Raw genomic sequence first — 15,318 nt, forward strand, 5'->3', positions numbered from 1 at the left:
TTAAATGAAGCTGTTATCGATCAATACGGCGAAACGTATCGTGCGCGCAGGCGCGCCCGGTTGCACATCATTGCGGATATAAACCGTCGTAAAAGGCGGGAATGTTTCAGCGCAAAACGTGTCCCTGTCAGGCGGGTCGCCAGCCGTGCTGCTGAGAATGACATAAGGCATCCGACCGGTTGTATTGCTGAATGTGTATGTCTGGCGAGACCCACCGGGAATTGTGACGGTGTCTTGAACGGCCATCGTCATCGTTGACATGCCCGGATACATACCCAGATTGTCCACTGAAGCCGTCAGGGCGTCGTACCCAGCGCGAGCAACCCGAACGCCGTCAGTTGAAAATACGGCTCTCCTACTCATGCGGCTGTGTACCTATCTGCTCGGTTCTTGAAGATGATGCAGCGAAAGCGATAATTACCGCCGTAGCTGCTCGTCGCGTTGGTTCCTGCCCATACCTTGCCGTCTTGGACGCCCCATTCCCAGAAATTGTTCATCTCGCCGGTCGCTGGGTTCCTGTCGTTCGGGTAGAAAACACGATCCAGCAGACTTATGCTTGGAAATGCGAGGGGGCAGTATCCAAGCGTCGGAAACGTATAAGCGCCCCAATGGTAGTTATTTGTCCGGTTCAGCGTGACATCAATGACCGCGTGAACCTTCAAATAATCGCCGTCCGATGAAAATACCGCAGGACTTGCCTGATTATCCGCGTCATACCCAGATGGAGCGATGCGAAAAACAAAGTTTCCGCCCGATGGCCCGATGTAAATACGTTTGCTCATGACAGGTACACGATCAATGTGCCGAACACGCCGCCAGAGAGGCCTAGCGTATCAACAATCTCAAAACGGTTGCTGTACATCTGCACTCGATTATTCGGCGTGTTTGCATTCCCGCCACCCGGCGTTTTCTGCCAATCGGTGCTGAAGTAAGGTGCGTTCGCATCAAGCGGGAATGGCCATGTCACGCCCGTGTTTGACGGATATGCAGCGCCACTTGTCCTATAACCGCTCCACATCCATGAATAGCGAGGGATATGGTTTAGCGCGTATGGGAATGTGACAGTCTTGGAAGCCGGGTTTCCTGCCGGTATCGCCACACGGAAAATCCACCTTATACCCGCACCCTGAAACCAATCGCTATCGAACGTCTTATAGATGTCCGCTAGTCCGGTGCCAGCATTGTACCCCGGCTTAGAGGTGATCAGCCGGGGTGGATTGCCTGAAAGGTAAAGACGCTGAGCCATCGTTCCTCACGTATTATCGCTAAAGATCAGCGTCTTGTTGGCAAGATTGAACACGACCTGATTGTCAGGAGAGCGCAGGATACCCGCCGTCACATCACCGATGTTCGCGACTTGGAGCGCCAAGCCACCTGATATGAACGTGAGCGGGGCCTGACTGTTCGTGCCGTTGGTGACAATGAACTGATCCGCATTGATGACGACACGGCTTTGACCACCGGTCAGCGCATCCAGAAATATCGCCGCCGATGATGTGGAACCGCCGCCAGACGCTGAGACACTGAGGCCTATACGGGCCAGAGCGCCGCCCGGTGTTGCTTCTACAGTCGTTCGGAACAGACCGGATGCTGAGAAGTTACCCACGGTCGCCGTCAGTCCGGTCACAGCGTTAGCCGTGGCGGTCACAACACCGTCCAAGGTGGTTACTTTAACCTGCAACAGATCAACGGCGCTCGCGGTCGCTTCCAAGCCCGTTACCGGGTCATTGACGACAGCTTCCAGACTTTCGATCCGGGTAACGATTGCCGAACCGGGACCGATGGCGACTTCAATTGCTTCCGTATAGGACGCCTTGAGGCCTTCCGCCGTGACAGACATTTCCCGGCGAAGCGTCTGCTTGTCGAAGTAATTGGCGCTGTCTTGCTCGGTCGCCTGTGCACCGATACGGTCAAGTTCTTCCTGAACATATCGGAAGCTCTCGCCTATCCATTCCCAATTGCGCTGGATGTCCTCATTCAACTGGTCGATGTCGATTGGGTAGATGTCGAGCGGGCCGAGACGAATGTCGTACATCGTGACCGGAATCCAATCCGACCATTCGAACGGACGATTCCCGGCATAGGTGGCGTATCTTGCCCTCACCTCATACGACTGAGCGGGAAGCAGAGTACCCGGCGCAATTTGTATCGATCCTTCTGAAACACGTTCAGTCCGTCCGACATAGATCAAGCCAAGGTCCCACGCCGTCCTGACCTCATACATGACGAGGTCGACGCCGGGTTGTTCCGGGTCCCATCCAAGCAAGATGGCGCACCGACGGTTATTACCGTTCGAATCCTGCGCAATGTCACGTTCTGCGTAGAAGTCGATTATCGGTTGTGGCAGTGGCCGTATTGGCCCGAGATAACCCACCGAAGTAAGCAACTCATCCGTTGCCGGCGTCCAATTGTAATCAGATGGGTCGACTTCGCGGATCGCCACCGACTGGTTGACATTTTCCAGATCATCCATGCTCTCCAGATCGAAGAGCTTGTTCTCGTAGCCATTACGGACGCTCGACCACGAAACTACGTCCAATGGCTCCAATTCGACCGCTTCGGGCGGTAGAGTGAACTTGTGCGACCGGAAACGCCGGTTTGTCTCCACAAGGGCCTTGCCGAGCCTCTGGTTCTGGTACCGGAATGGCGAATATTCGAACTGAACATCTGCCATCAGCCGACGATTGTCGTCTTCGGACTCATATTCCGGGAAATACCGAGGCGGCGCTTCCTTGTTTTCCCACGCTGCATCAGGATCGGGATAGGTGACGTTCACACCGTTATAGATCGTCTCCAGTCCCGGAAATGGCTCGTAGCTCTGACCAGACGTGATGGCGATGCTTTCGTCCGTGAAGGCATAAACCGGCAGACCCGGCGCACCGACGCGGATCTTGTAAACGCCGCCGATCTCAGCCATCTTGCCGTTGCAGACCTTCAGAAGGCGCTCGATCACATCAAGCGGCACTTCGTTCAGACGAATTTCAGCGCCACAGCGGAACTGCTTCTCGGTCGGCACTTCTGCGCCCGGAACAAGCCGGTCGCATTCGTTCATCGCCGCAAACCAGTTGGACAGCGGCAGGCGAGTGAGCGGCACCTGTCCGCCCCAGATCCACTGGCCGTTGTAGTAGATTCCGCGGAGAATGTTGTAGATCACAACAGCCGGGTTGTCCGAGAACTCCCACGTTGACGGATCAGACCAACGATGTGAACCGGAACCGCCTACGGTGTTGTCCTTACGCGGGTCGTAAAGGCGGATGCCCTGTACTTCGAACTTGCACTGCGGCGGCCCCGTGAACAGTTCTTCCTCGACCTGAGCCGTGATGACGACATAGGCGATTCCGCGACCGATCATTTCGGCAGTCCAAGGACGCTGGCTGTCGCTGCCGAACTCGCGAACAAGCAGGCTGTCGGCTACGGTTTCATTGCCGATATGGGCCTTCCACCAATAATGGTTGTTGTCGCCATCCTTGCGGTACGCATAGATCGGAAAGCCCCAATCGCCGTATGACGTATCGCTGAGTTCCGCGACGGTCTTCTCGCCATTCGTCCAGAATGCATTGCTTACCGAAGTGACGGGCAGATCAGACAGGCTGATCACCTGTGTCAGGTAGGCATTTGGCGTTTTACCGGCCTTGCCCCATGTGTTGACGTATTCAAGACTGCCAGCGGTCGCATAAGTGCCGACGATGAATGACAACGGATTATCGCCGCCAACCTGTATCTGACCTTGTACGCCTCGCGCTTCCTGGCTCTTCTGGCGAGCCCGTTCCAGCAACGACAGCCCAACCTTCAGCGCAATACCAAGGACAAACTGTCCGAGCGCACCCATGGCGCTAATAGACGATGCAATCGCGCCAACAGCAGCCGCCACCGGCCCTGCATGGGCGAGCGAAATCGTCGCCAGCATGAACCATACGGCGTAGAACAGAACCCGAAGTGATTTCATTGCTAAATCCGGAATGCCCTTTCGGCAGTCAGAAGATCGACCGTTCCGAGCCCGGAGGCATCAGGACGAAGCACAAAGATGCGAGGGCCGTTCACCACGCCTAGCGCCCACAAAGCGCTGTCATCGATACGCACAGCGGCGATATCGCCAACTGCAGCATGTGAGGGATGGATTTCCTCAAACTGTGAGGCTGCAAGTTCGGCATGGTTCTCGAAACCGTCTTTTCGAAGCAGCCGCAAACCGCCGATAAGCGTCTTGTAGCGGCCTCGGTACTTTTCGGCGGGATCGCATCCTGTCATCGCCAGAACGGCTCCAGCGGCGAATGTTGCGCAATCATGATGGCCCCAGACGAATAGTTTGGGCATGACCGTATGAACGTAGTCGTTGAGTGCCGTTCGCCAGTCTGTGAAGCGTTCAGCCATTGACCTTACCCTTCTTTTGGCCCCAGAAAAATTCCCACTGTCCAGCGACATCGGAATATTTGCGGAACCGATCACCACTGCGAAGACGCTGTGATCCATCGCCGCGCTTTGCAGGATTGGTTTTCGTCAGTGATCGACTGTGCGAGACGATGTTCAATTTCAGACTGCCCTCGCCGCCCTTGGCTGCCGTTTCAATCGGCGCGCCGTTCACAAATCCGAGAAACCGGGATCGCGGCGGAGCAATCAGCAAGCGTGTCTCGGGATCGAAGTATCCGCGATGAATCTCGATTGGCTGAAAACGAGGATCGTATCCGCGAACTGCCAACTGAACAGTTGGATCGAGATGGCTCATCGTCAGAGTGACTGTTCGAACCGTCAGATCGGACACAAGCGGGATCGCCGGAACGTTTATCAGCTTGCCCCACCCGTAATACGTCCGCGTCTCTGGCAAACCGGTTTCACCACTCACCACACTCACGGTAACGGTATCCTCGCCGTTCCAGAACCCGAGCGCTTCGACAATGCCACTTGTCCGGTTCTTAGCCTTCATCCAGACGAAGGAGCGTGGAACGACAGGCGCACGGCTCCTTACCTGAGCCGCAACGGCGGGATCGGTATCTCTCATCCGAATGATCCTTATGGTATCTGGTAGACGCTGAAGGCCATGCCATCGGTAAAGAGGTCTGTGGCCGACCCCTCATCGAATGAACCGGGCAATATTTTCACCTTGATCGCCGGTTTGATGAATGTAAGCGCCAAACCCGCAGCCACACCCGGGCGAAATGGCGGCGCCACTTCAACAACAGATGTCGTTCCGCCACCGGTCGATGTCGCGGCTTCGGCCAATCGATGCATGTTGCGCCGAACCGGATTTTCACCGTAGTCGAACGAGAACAAATCTCCGACAGTCAGTTGATATCCAGATGGTAGGCCGTTTATCGACAGAGACTTGTTATTGGCTCCAACCGACGCGATAGCGGGTGTTGCACCGCCCATAATCGATCCTGTCGGGTCATTGACCGGATAAGCCTTTTGCGGCGCATAGAGATAGAACGAACTTAACGCCCCTCCTAAACTCTCGATCAAAGCCTGAATTGATGCGGCTTGGTCATGCCGCATCTTTCCAAGCGTTACATCGCCTTCCCACCGAGGCGGCGCAAGATCGGCTGTAATGACCTCTCCGGAACCTAGACCAGTAGTTTCCTGCTGAAATGCAAGACGCCATTTGACAGTCTCGATTGGCAGTTTGTCGGCGAAAGCAGCCAGCGAGAGTGGAAACGTCAATGCCATGCTTACGCTCCCACTGCTCTCGGGTCCTGACTGATTTCATTCACGCGACCAGGCAGCATTTGGCTGTCGTACTGACTGATGCCCTCATTGATCATCGGCGCAGCGGTCTTTTGGGCCACATCCTCGACAAACGGCTTTAGATTGCCATCTGCGGTACGAGACCAACCGACAGTGACGTGAACGCCCTGCGCAGCGCCAGATACTTGGTTGCTGTTCGCTTCGCCATAGATGCGAACTGGGATCGATCGACCGTCTGGCAACGGAACAGCTGCTTCGGGCCCAGCATCACCGAAGATTGCGGGTTTGTTGGTAACGCCGCCCTTCGCGAATAGACGAAGACCAGACCATGGGTCAGAGCCTCCGCCGCCAAAGATGCTGCTTATACCGCCTCCGCCACCAGTCGCACCAAGTAGGTTGCCGAATAGTGAATTGATTGCACTATCCAGAGCCATATCAAGGAGCTTGTCTGCGAGTTTGCTCAGTGCACCGGTCAGCGCTTCCAGCGCCGATTTGCCGTTCAGCATGTCGGAAACGAACGAGGACGCGAAGTCCTTCGTCAAATCCTTACTGATCTGAAGCTGCTCGTTGAGCCTGATTTGCGTAGCCAGTCGCTGACCGGCTGCACTATCAGGATCAATGCCCGCCTGACGAAGATCGCCGTATACGCGTTGTTCTGTCGGGCTACGGAACATCTGAGCGCGTTGGAACCGAAGTTCTTCCGCCATCTGAAGTTCAGCAACGCGGGCTGCAACTGCGCCGTACTGCTCAGCGAGCTTTTCAAGTTCCGCCCGCTGTGCGGCGGTGATCGTCCGACCCTTGTCCTGCGCCTTCTGGAGCAGCTCGAGTTTGAAGCGCATCGTATCGGCGGCGACACCAGTCTTACCGACGAGTTGTTCTTCAAGTTCAAGCTGTTGGATGCGATCCTTTGCAGACTTGATCAGGTCCCGGTAGGCACGGGCAGCCCGTTCGGCTTCCTTGCTTGTTTCAGCGAGCTTCTTGGCTACTCCAGCGTCACCCGACAAATCGACGTTGTCATTGGCTGCCTGAAATTCCTTGAAAGCATCAGCGAACTTCTTTCCAGCCTCATCGAAATAGATGCTCGAATATGCGCCGAAATCCTTGCTCGCTTCCCGTAGACTATCAATCTGCTCGCCAAACCCGGTGAAGGTGGCGCCAAACAGGCCGGCAATCGATCCAAACGTGTCCTGTGTGGCCTGTAGGATGGACGCCATTGATTCCGACCACGCAGATTTCATCAAATCAGTCAGCCCGAGAAAGACGTTCTGGATGCCTTCCATCAGCGTTTTCATTCGAGTGGCTACAAGGGCGAATGCTTCTCCCCAGCTGTCGGATGTTTCGCGAGCCTTGATCAGTTGATAGACGAACTCGCCCAGAGCAACCGCAATCGCACCGATACCCGTTCGAACTAGTGCCGCGCGGAGCAAGCTTAGCGCGCCTGTAAGCCCCATGGTTGCCAAGCGCGCTGCGACGAATGCGGCGACGTATCCCGTCCCATAGAGCGTCACGGCAGTGCCGGTGATCACAATCAGTCTGTCCATGTTGTCCGCGACTTTGATCAGCATCTCCGCAAACGTGCCGGAAATGTTGTTCGCCTGATCAAACACACCCACTGCGCGGAGAATGCTGTTGCCGATAAGCGTGAAAGCATCGCCGATCGTCGCAGGCATGCTGTCGGCTTCTTCATTCAGCCGTTCGAGGTTTTTCAGGAGAACATCAGCAATGATATCGCCGGTGATCTTGCCCTTTTGACCGAGCTGCAGAAGGCCGCCAGTCGTCGTCTTGAAACGTTCAGCGAGCAATTCAGCCAAGCGGCCACCGGTAGCGATCACAGTATTCAGGTTATCGCCCGACAGCTTGCCAAGAGCCATCGCTTTAGCCATGGCATTCTGAACACTTGCTGCCTGCTGGCCTTTTGCACCCGAAACGACAAGAGCATTATTCAGCGCAGCCGTATAATCCAGCGTCTGCTTCGTCGAATAGCCTAGCTCCCGCATGATGGAAGCGTTGGCGATATAGCTTTCCGTGGTCTGGGCGATGCTCGAATAGGTACGCCTTGCAATCTCGGAAAGTCGCTCCATCACGGCGGAGCCCTTTTCGATTGAACCGGCAGCGAGATTTACTCGCGAGGTCAGGTCAGACCAGCCATCGGCCATGTCCACAATAGCTTTCAGGCTGAAAGCGGCGCCAACAGCCGCCAAACCAGTACGAAGCAGACTCATCACCCGGAGTGAGCCGTTTGCGCTCTGAGACAGCTTGTCGGTAGCGCGAGCAGCCTTGTCTGCGCTCTGACTGTAACCTTCAGCCGAGCTTTGAGCCCCGCGGGCGGCAGACTGGAATGTCCGGAGGTTGTCGTTTGCTTCCTTGACAGGACGAGAGTCGACAGCCAAACCAAGAGTGGCAAGATCCATGTCACACCTATTCGGGGGATTGAATGAAAGCGGTTCTGATTGTCTTCGCGTCGCTTCTAGCCACTCCGGCCTTCGCCGATGACGTAGCCACGAAGATCGGAGAACAGGCCCAGAAATGTTGGAATATGCCGTCTGGCGTTGCTGGTCGCGGCTATTCGGCTACTCTTGAGGTTGAGTTCGACAAGAACGGCAACGTTATCGACATCACCGCTAAGAAGTACCCTAAGGATGCGGTAGGGAAGACCTTTGTACTTTCAGCTTCCCGCGCCATTGAACGATGCGCTCCATTCATTGGAGCTCCGGTCGGTAAAACCCTGATCACATTCAGCGAACCGGGGCAAAAGAAGCCGATAAACCCATTTAAGGATTAGGCACCCAACCCAAGGAATTCTGTTTAACGACAAAGGGGGCATTTTGTCGCCAAGCTTATTTCTCATCCAGATAGCGATTCTTTTGCTGCCAGGCGTTGTATGGGCTCGCTTTGACGCCACATACGGAAAGAAGAATGATCCGTCACAGTTTGAATTCGTAGTTAGATCCATTCTTTTTGGCCTAACGAGCTATGCTGCAACCTATCTAATTTATCAATGCTTCCATTGGAAGTTTGAGATGATAGACCTTTCCAAGGCAGAGAAAATGAGCATCATTTCTCGCGACCTAGTTACACAGATGCTTGCAGCGGTATTGGTAGGGTTCGTTCTGGCCGTATTGTGGCTTTACTGTGTGACGTACAAGATCATAACTCGATTTTTGCAGCTAATTCGAGCCACAAAACGATATGGCGATGAGGACGTATGGGATTACACTCTGAATTCATCTGATCCAGAATTTCTTTTCGCCCATATTCGCGATTTTGACAACAAAGTTACTTATGCTGGTTGGATAAGGGTTTTCTCAGAAACCGAGAAACTCCGAGAACTAATAATGACCGACGTCGATGTCTACGATTTCGACGGAAAGTTGATATCGTCTCCGCCGCGATTATATATATCTCGAAAAACAGACGCTATTCATATAGAGTTCCCGATGAAACCGGAGGATTATAACGATGGCTACAAACCGTTGCCCGCCGAGCAACTCAAGCGGCCATGGATCGATGAGTAAGGTGACAGAGGGTTACGTTCGCAAAGGTGGACTAAACCCACCTCCGCCATCTAATGTTCATCGCCCTGCCCCCCCCACTCCAACTAACACATCATCGAAGGTTCCCGTTCAGACCGGCTGGAAACCTCGTTAAGATTGCCCCTCTTCGGAGGGGTTTTCTAATTCGCGTCCTCATATTGAGTTCAAAGCATCAGAATAGTGCGTCGAAGAGTCCTTCGCTGAGCTTCCTCTGCTGAACGACTGGCTTTTTCGGCGCTGTCTTGTTTTCCTTGGCGCGCCAGAGCGTCATCACGGCCATATCGATCTCTCGGATGAGTTCCCTCTCCCACGGGCGGATATCAAGTCCAGCACCGCGGGAGAGAGCATCGATCTCAAGCCATGTGATAGGACAGGCCACGAATCCAACCTGACGGCTGGCGTTCAGTTCCATGAACCAAGCCCAGATATAACCGAGCCGATCAGGGAAAGCCGGCAGGTCGGGTTCTGGATTGTCCGCCTGCGCAAAGGCCGCCTCCGCGAATGCTATCAGCTCGTCGCGGAGGGTTTCAAAAAATTTGCACGATCCGCGATGAATTCGTCCACCTGGTCACGGATCCATGGCAGATCGGTGCGCGAATAGAGCTTGCGGACGTTTTCGGCACTGAAAGCCAGTTCCTCACCATCAAGAACAATTCCCGACCAGCCCAAAGTGCAGGAAATCAGTGTGGTTACAGCTTCTTCCTCAAGCTCAGCGGCAGAAAGCTTTGTCTTACCCTTCTGGTTCAGGCGACGATCAAGGATCGTCCGCTGAGCCTTTCGGAAAACGTCACTGTCCGTTCCGACAAGCGTGATCGTGATCGGCTCATCATCTTCGGTCTTGAGAATAGTGCCTTCGATCGGATGGCGAAGCTGGAGCGTCTGGCCTTCGTGAGTGACGGCGAGTGATGCGAGGTCCATGGGGTTTCCCTGAAACGAATTGCGATTGAGCGGCTATCCTGCTGGCTATGGGCCAACTGGAGGGGCGACCTTGACGATGTTCGAATTGATTTCGAGCGTGGAGTTCAAATTCTGGATGGTGTTGGCCTCGCCGCCAGCCTCTTCCGCGCTCATGACCAGAGCAACGAAAAGACGCTGAGCCCCGTTCTCAAGCTCGATCTTGAAGGCATAATTATCACGGGTCTGAGCCGCGGCCAAAAGCGCCAACTGGCCAGCATCGTCATCAACGATGGCAAAGACGTTCTGCATCTGGCCAGCGTTGAATGTGCCCTTCTGCTTGATGTCACGGCCACGATTAATGAGTGAAGATGTGATCAGCGCAGCTGTATCGCCAGCGGCACCCATGGTCGACCAACCATCGATTTCTTCCCAAGTCTGAGAAGAGAAATCTGCTGCAACAAAGTCCGTTGCCTTATCGGACAGGACGCCGCCGATAAAGATTTTTGATCCTGCGACAGGATAAAGAGCCATGACGGCCTCCTATGTTGTGATGTTCAGGCGTATGCGACCCATTGAATGGTCACTGGAACTTGAATTCGGTCGGCTTCCTGAATGGCCGATCCGATATCAGGGCGTTTCATCACCCGTATGTTTCCCGGCGCCATTGGAATGCGCAGGGTATCGTTGAAATGGTCTGCAATCTTTTCCGCCGTCTTTCGTGGCGTGATCTCGCCCTGCCCGACTGGATAGACGGCGCTAACCTGCAGAATGCCCATGTATTGGTTGAATCCGCCGTCCTTGATCGTCAGGCGGGTTGTCGTATTCGGCATATAGGAAGCCCGCAGATACGGACCGGTTGGCGGTGTGAACGCCACATTCGGCCAAGCGATCGGCAATGCCGGGCTAAGAACTAGCGATGCAAGACGGCTGAACAGCAGGTTCTGGATCGTACTTTCGACTGCCATCACTTCGATCCTGCTCTTGCCTTCGCCTCGACTGTCACGTCGTAGACGATCTGGCCCCACTGTTGAGCGGCTAGACGGGTGAAACCTCTTGCCGGTCTTCCCTCCGCTCCATATTCCACAAACTGCGCGTAGTTGGCCGTATATGCCGCTACAAGGCGATCACCTGCATTGAACTTGGCTATTTCGAGAACAATGGCCGATGGATTGTAATTGTGCTTCGCGCCGTCTTTATCGCGGTTCGGCGGCGGTGGATCGCCATTCACGACAACAACGAGTGAAGCCCGCAAAAACCCGGTGTCGATCGGCATATTGCCGCCTTCATTTACCGGTGTTTGCATGACTTCGATCACTCGGCGGGTGCTCTCACGCAGCACGGCGGTAAGCCGCTTCTCAGTAGCCAGAACCCAATCGTCAACCTGGCCAGAAAAACGCGCCTGACCGCGTGACAGCCGATTATTCGGACTGACATGAACGCCTGTGGTTCCGGCCATCACTCAATTCCTGCGAGGAAGTCGATCTTCATTTCCATCCAACACCGGCAATTGATGATTTCGCTTGCTGGCGCTTCTGAATCGCCGGGATAGGCAAGGAATGCTCCGCTCGGGCTGGTGAACTTATCTTCCATGCCAACGGATTGACCGTGCATGGCCTTGTGAGTGTCACGAACGCGGTTATCGCTGGAGGATCGCCATACCTTCACGATGGTCGATTGATCGACGCCTCCGTCTACGGCCTGCCGCATAGCTTCCATCTGGCTTTCATTTAAAGCTGCCATGGTCTCTGTACGGGCAATCGTCTCACCACGAAGGCGAAGAAGGTTGTCCGAATAGCGCCCAACGATTTTGCTCACAGATTCGGCAGGCACGGCCTGCTCTTCCCGTATCGCCTTCATGACAGTTCTATCGAAGCGTTTATCACGTCGATTTCTCGTCAAATAGCGACGCAAATCCTCCGGGTCGCCAGAGAGCAGTTCTTGGCGAGCGCGGTCAACATAATCGGATTGGGCGCTTGTCAGTCCAAGAATGCCGCCCTCCCTTCGACCAGTTGCCCGGTTGATCCGCCCGACGATATCAAGTGCTGTAGTGCGCGGATTGTTACCGCGCTCCATACCGAGTTGCAGAGCCGTTCTTACTGCTGTTCTCTGATCCTCAACCATGCCGGAGATAAGCTTGCCGGAATGATCACGAAGCCAAGTCTCGGCCCGGATATTGCGAGCATCGAACCGAATGATGACCTGACCGCCACCCGGTTGACGGATTGGAGGCATACGGCCCGTCGTCGCAACTCCGCCACCATTGTAGGCGCTGGCTATCGCGTTATCCAAAGTCCGGAATGCTGCATCATCGATATGCATGGCCTGAATAGCGCCAGCGATGTCGCCTTTCTCCATACGCTCGACTATGCGCTTGATCTGCACCTTGCTCTTGATGTCGTTAACAGCATCCATGAACGCAGCGCGCAACAATGGTTCATATGAGGAGACAAGCTGTTCAAACCGTTCGCGAGGCGTGAGACGTTTGAGCATTCAGCCAAATCCTATCGGTAACGGTCAACGGGAAGCCACGAGGTCATGAAAGACTGCTATTCCGGCAGGAGAAAGGGTGCTGGCTTTCGTGATGGTAAAGATGCCATCGGCAGTAATAACCTTGTCCGTGGTTGTCGGTGTGATCGGTAAGCCACCCACGGCGACCAGTATTCGCTTATCGCTCGCCTTGATGAGTGTCCCACCGATGTCTTTTCCCACGTCCTGAAGGCTTATTTCCAGAACTGCCAGAGTACACGGATAGTCCGTATCACTTGTGCCTGGGTTCCACGGGTCGCCAGATGTCTCGGTACGCCTGATAGCGCCAGTCTGTCCGAACTTGTCAATCAAACGGTTCGCCGTGGCTACCGAGCGGGCGTAATTGAACTTAGCCATTAGCCCACCGATTTGAGCCAGAGACAGGTTGCATCCAGGTCGCGCAGATACGGCGCGAGCATGCCATCAACTGTCGAGATTAATGGTGTGAGGAATGCTGCCGCACCGTCGGACTGAGCATTCGCATACTGAACTTCAAGATCGCCGACCTTCTCTCGCACAACCGCTGAAGATGATGAACCTGTATTGTTCAGGCTGCCCGGGTTCACTGCTTCCTCATAGGCGGCGTAGAAAGAGGCATAGATGACCGCCTGCGGGATAACGTCAGAAGGGATCGCCGTGCCTCTGAGTGACGCGCCTACGCGAGGCCAAGCCCTTTCCTGATCGAATGTGGCGATACGACCAATGAACCGATCACCATAGACAGCATCGATATACAGACTGCCACGCTGACGAAGAACGGCAAGCGACGGCGCATCATCGGGCAATGTATATCCGTTATCATCCAGCCATTGCTGGAACTGATCGTCTGTGCCGTAGCCTGCCATGTTCGTTATTCCGCCAGTTTCGCGTCAATCAGTTCCTGAAGCTTTCCATTCGAGATGTTCTTGGCGTACTCGATGCCAAGCTCATCGGCCTGCTTCTTCAGCTCTTCCCGCTCTCCCTGAGCAGGATTCGTGACTGCGGTCTTGCCTTCACCGTCTCCGGTAATGACTTCATATCGACCGGCCCAGCCCTTCGGCTCTTCCTTCACGGTCACTTCGGTGCCAACCGGGATTTCACCCTTGGCGCCAAAGATGCCCGGCTTCGTGATTTTCACACGCATGCTCTGTTCCTTCCTGAAAGAGGACGCCCGGCACTAAGGCCGGGCTGGTTCATCAGTTGACGACGGTGCTGTAGAAAACGCCGGTCTTGCCGTTGTAATCGGCCCGGATTTCCAGACCCATCGCACCCATGATCAGGAACGAGTAGTTGTCGGTCGGGTTCTGACGAACCTTGGCGGTCGTATTCACGGCCATGCCGACAATCGGACGGATGAACTCCGAGTTCGGGACAAAGCCGAAGAACTCATTCCCGCTCAGTTCATAAGTCACCACGATCTTGTTGATGCGGCGATTGGTGAGCAGATAGGAGAGCAGAGTGCCGCCCTTGAACCCAGTCGAGCCCGAATAGGACTTGTCGAAGTTCCGACCGATCTCCGGCGAGATATACAGGTTGACCTTGCCGGTGATGAGGTTGTCATCAAGCATAGCGCCGAGCGTCTGGGTGATGAAGTCATCAACATCATCAGAGCCCGCCGTGGTGAGGTCGATGTTCGCACCGCCAGCAGCCGAGCCAAGGTTGATGGCCTTGGAGAACGGCGAGGTACGGATACCGTAACCCGAGTAGCCCTGCACAGTGATGGAAGCATCACCATCAAGGGCATACAGAGCCATATCGCGGCGGATCTTGGCGGTATGTGCTTCCTGATCATCCGACAGAGCGTCGAAGTTCTCAGACTGCAGCGTGTTCCATTCGCGCCATTCACGACCATACGCGGTCGAGAAGATCGGAACCGGAGTGCCGCGATAGTCATAGGTGACCTTGTCCAGAGGAACCGGCACCTGACCAGACAGAGAGCGAACAACCGTACCCGCATCAGACGAGACGCGGTTGAGGTGGACAAGCTTGCCGATATTGACCGCCTTTGCGAGCGGCATCAGATCGGCCATGTATGCCTGACCTTCGTCATTACGCATGACGCGGCGGGTAATGCCGTCAAGCTCAAGCCAAGCATCACGGGGCAGAACCGCAGCCTGATTTCGCACAGCAGCTAGCTGATCTTCAGAATTGTGGAACCATTCACGGTCCGCCGAGACCTCATCCCACCAACCGGCGTGAATACGCGAGCTGTTGAGAAGCTGGGAGGAGAAGTAACGCATGTGGTGTAACTCCCTTATGCCGCGGCCAGATGGCCCTTGGCTGCGCGTACACGCACAAGCTGGTCCGATCCGGTCGTGTTGTTGTAAGCCTCTTCAGCGATCGCGATGATGCGCGTGTCAGCGGCGGCGATAATGAAACGGCCAGTGGCGTTCGTGGTGAGCTTGGCGCCCTTGGCGACGTTGGTGCCGGTCGGTACGCGGACGTTAAAGAACTGCTCATCGAGCATTTCCATGCCGATCATGCGATCATTGGCAGCCCACGCATCATCGACGCCCTTGAGGACAAGGTAGTTGTCCTGAGCGATGAACACCTTTTCATTGGTGGATGCGCCAGCGATGGCAAAGCCGCCAGTACCGTTCAGCACAACGGCAAGACCCGGAAGGGTTGCAGCGGCTGCAATGCCTTCCTGAACTTGCGGAGTGGCCTCAGTGAACGGGCCAGCGAAAATCTTGTTATAGCGGGCCAT

Annotated in this window: 21 protein-coding genes; 2 read left to right on the forward strand and 19 right to left on the reverse strand. The window is 55.0% G+C overall.

From position 1 onward, the window contains the following. From QBD01_RS17990 to QBD01_RS18025, 8 genes are read right to left on the reverse strand one after another with little or no spacing between them, the layout of a single operon-like run. Entirely contained in the window at positions 1 to 363 is a 363-nt protein-coding gene (locus tag QBD01_RS17990; protein ID WP_280993950.1) for a hypothetical protein, read from the reverse strand. After that, entirely contained in the window at positions 360 to 782 is a 423-nt protein-coding gene (locus QBD01_RS17995) for a hypothetical protein (protein WP_280993951.1), read from the reverse strand. The genes QBD01_RS17990 and QBD01_RS17995 overlap by 4 nt, the downstream gene beginning before the upstream one ends. Further along, positions 779 to 1,246: a hypothetical protein gene (locus QBD01_RS18000; protein ID WP_280993952.1), complete on the reverse strand. Its 468-nt coding sequence runs from the start codon at positions 1,244 to 1,246 to the stop codon at positions 779 to 781. The genes QBD01_RS17995 and QBD01_RS18000 overlap by 4 nt, the downstream gene beginning before the upstream one ends. 6 nt (positions 1,247 to 1,252) lie before the next feature. Next, positions 1,253 to 3,946, reverse strand: a complete 2,694-nt coding sequence (locus QBD01_RS18005) for a phage tail protein (RefSeq protein ID WP_280993953.1) — start codon at positions 3,944 to 3,946, stop codon at positions 1,253 to 1,255. A 2-nt stretch (positions 3,947 to 3,948) separates the two neighbouring features. After that, complete coding sequence (locus QBD01_RS18010; RefSeq protein ID WP_280993954.1) at positions 3,949 to 4,368, reverse strand: DUF6950 family protein; 420 nt, start codon at positions 4,366 to 4,368, stop codon at positions 3,949 to 3,951. Continuing rightward, positions 4,361 to 4,993, reverse strand: coding sequence for a hypothetical protein (locus QBD01_RS18015; protein WP_280993955.1), 633 nt, complete (start codon positions 4,991 to 4,993; stop codon positions 4,361 to 4,363). The genes QBD01_RS18010 and QBD01_RS18015 overlap by 8 nt, the downstream gene beginning before the upstream one ends. A gap of 11 nt (positions 4,994 to 5,004) precedes the next feature. After that, a complete protein-coding gene (locus tag QBD01_RS18020; RefSeq protein WP_280993956.1) occupies positions 5,005 to 5,658 on the reverse strand; it encodes a hypothetical protein in 654 nt (217 codons plus the stop codon). A 2-nt stretch (positions 5,659 to 5,660) separates the two neighbouring features. Next, on the reverse strand, positions 5,661 to 8,087 hold the full coding sequence (locus QBD01_RS18025; protein WP_280993957.1) for a tape measure protein: 2,427 nt from the start codon (positions 8,085 to 8,087) through the stop codon (positions 5,661 to 5,663). Positions 8,088 to 8,110: 23 nt separating this feature from the next. Between QBD01_RS18025 and QBD01_RS18030 the strand changes: the two genes are divergently transcribed. Together QBD01_RS18030 and QBD01_RS18035 are read left to right on the forward strand one after the other, a co-directional pair. Further along, positions 8,111 to 8,458, forward strand: a complete 348-nt coding sequence (locus QBD01_RS18030; protein ID WP_280993958.1) for a hypothetical protein — start codon at positions 8,111 to 8,113, stop codon at positions 8,456 to 8,458. 82 nt (positions 8,459 to 8,540) lie between these two features. Next, positions 8,541 to 9,191, forward strand: a complete 651-nt coding sequence (locus tag QBD01_RS18035) for a DUF6338 family protein (RefSeq protein ID WP_280994108.1) — start codon at positions 8,541 to 8,543, stop codon at positions 9,189 to 9,191. Between the two features lie 190 nt (positions 9,192 to 9,381). Here the strand turns inward: QBD01_RS18035 and QBD01_RS18040 are convergent, their stop codons facing one another. From QBD01_RS18040 to QBD01_RS18090, 11 genes are all read right to left on the reverse strand, one after another. Further along, positions 9,382 to 9,621 (reverse strand): hypothetical protein, encoded by a 240-nt coding sequence (locus QBD01_RS18040; protein WP_280993959.1) that lies wholly within the window; start codon positions 9,619 to 9,621, stop codon positions 9,382 to 9,384. Positions 9,622 to 9,716: 95 nt separating this feature from the next. Continuing rightward, complete coding sequence (locus QBD01_RS18045) at positions 9,717 to 10,127, reverse strand: hypothetical protein (RefSeq protein ID WP_280993960.1); 411 nt, start codon at positions 10,125 to 10,127, stop codon at positions 9,717 to 9,719. A gap of 45 nt (positions 10,128 to 10,172) precedes the next feature. Beyond that, a complete protein-coding gene (locus tag QBD01_RS18050; protein ID WP_280993961.1) occupies positions 10,173 to 10,637 on the reverse strand; it encodes a hypothetical protein in 465 nt (154 codons plus the stop codon). A gap of 23 nt (positions 10,638 to 10,660) precedes the next feature. Continuing rightward, positions 10,661 to 11,071, reverse strand: a complete 411-nt coding sequence (locus QBD01_RS18055; protein WP_280993962.1) for a DUF4128 domain-containing protein — start codon at positions 11,069 to 11,071, stop codon at positions 10,661 to 10,663. After that, positions 11,071 to 11,562, reverse strand: a complete 492-nt coding sequence (locus QBD01_RS18060; protein WP_280993963.1) for a hypothetical protein — start codon at positions 11,560 to 11,562, stop codon at positions 11,071 to 11,073. Before QBD01_RS18060 ends, QBD01_RS18055 begins: the two co-directional genes overlap by 1 nt. Further along, positions 11,562 to 12,596, reverse strand: coding sequence for a phage minor head protein (locus tag QBD01_RS18065; RefSeq protein ID WP_280993964.1), 1,035 nt, complete (start codon positions 12,594 to 12,596; stop codon positions 11,562 to 11,564). The genes QBD01_RS18060 and QBD01_RS18065 overlap by 1 nt, the downstream gene beginning before the upstream one ends. 24 nt (positions 12,597 to 12,620) lie before the next feature. Continuing rightward, a complete protein-coding gene (locus QBD01_RS18070; RefSeq protein ID WP_280993965.1) occupies positions 12,621 to 12,989 on the reverse strand; it encodes a hypothetical protein in 369 nt (122 codons plus the stop codon). Further along, positions 12,989 to 13,477: a DnaT-like ssDNA-binding protein gene (locus QBD01_RS18075; RefSeq protein WP_280993966.1), complete on the reverse strand. Its 489-nt coding sequence runs from the start codon at positions 13,475 to 13,477 to the stop codon at positions 12,989 to 12,991. The genes QBD01_RS18070 and QBD01_RS18075 overlap by 1 nt, the downstream gene beginning before the upstream one ends. A 5-nt stretch (positions 13,478 to 13,482) precedes the next feature. Continuing rightward, the gene (locus QBD01_RS18080) at positions 13,483 to 13,755 is read right to left on the reverse strand and encodes a hypothetical protein (protein WP_280993967.1); all 273 of its coding nucleotides are present in this window, start codon (positions 13,753 to 13,755) and stop codon (positions 13,483 to 13,485) included. A gap of 52 nt (positions 13,756 to 13,807) precedes the next feature. After that, complete coding sequence (locus QBD01_RS18085; RefSeq protein ID WP_280993968.1) at positions 13,808 to 14,851, reverse strand: major capsid protein; 1,044 nt, start codon at positions 14,849 to 14,851, stop codon at positions 13,808 to 13,810. Between the two features lie 14 nt (positions 14,852 to 14,865). Beyond that, positions 14,866 to 15,318, reverse strand: a complete 453-nt coding sequence (locus QBD01_RS18090) for a hypothetical protein (protein WP_280993969.1) — start codon at positions 15,316 to 15,318, stop codon at positions 14,866 to 14,868.

The organism is Ochrobactrum sp. 19YEA23, from assembly GCF_029909865.1.
Taxonomy (GTDB): Bacteria; Pseudomonadota; Alphaproteobacteria; order Rhizobiales; family Rhizobiaceae; genus Brucella; species Brucella gambitense.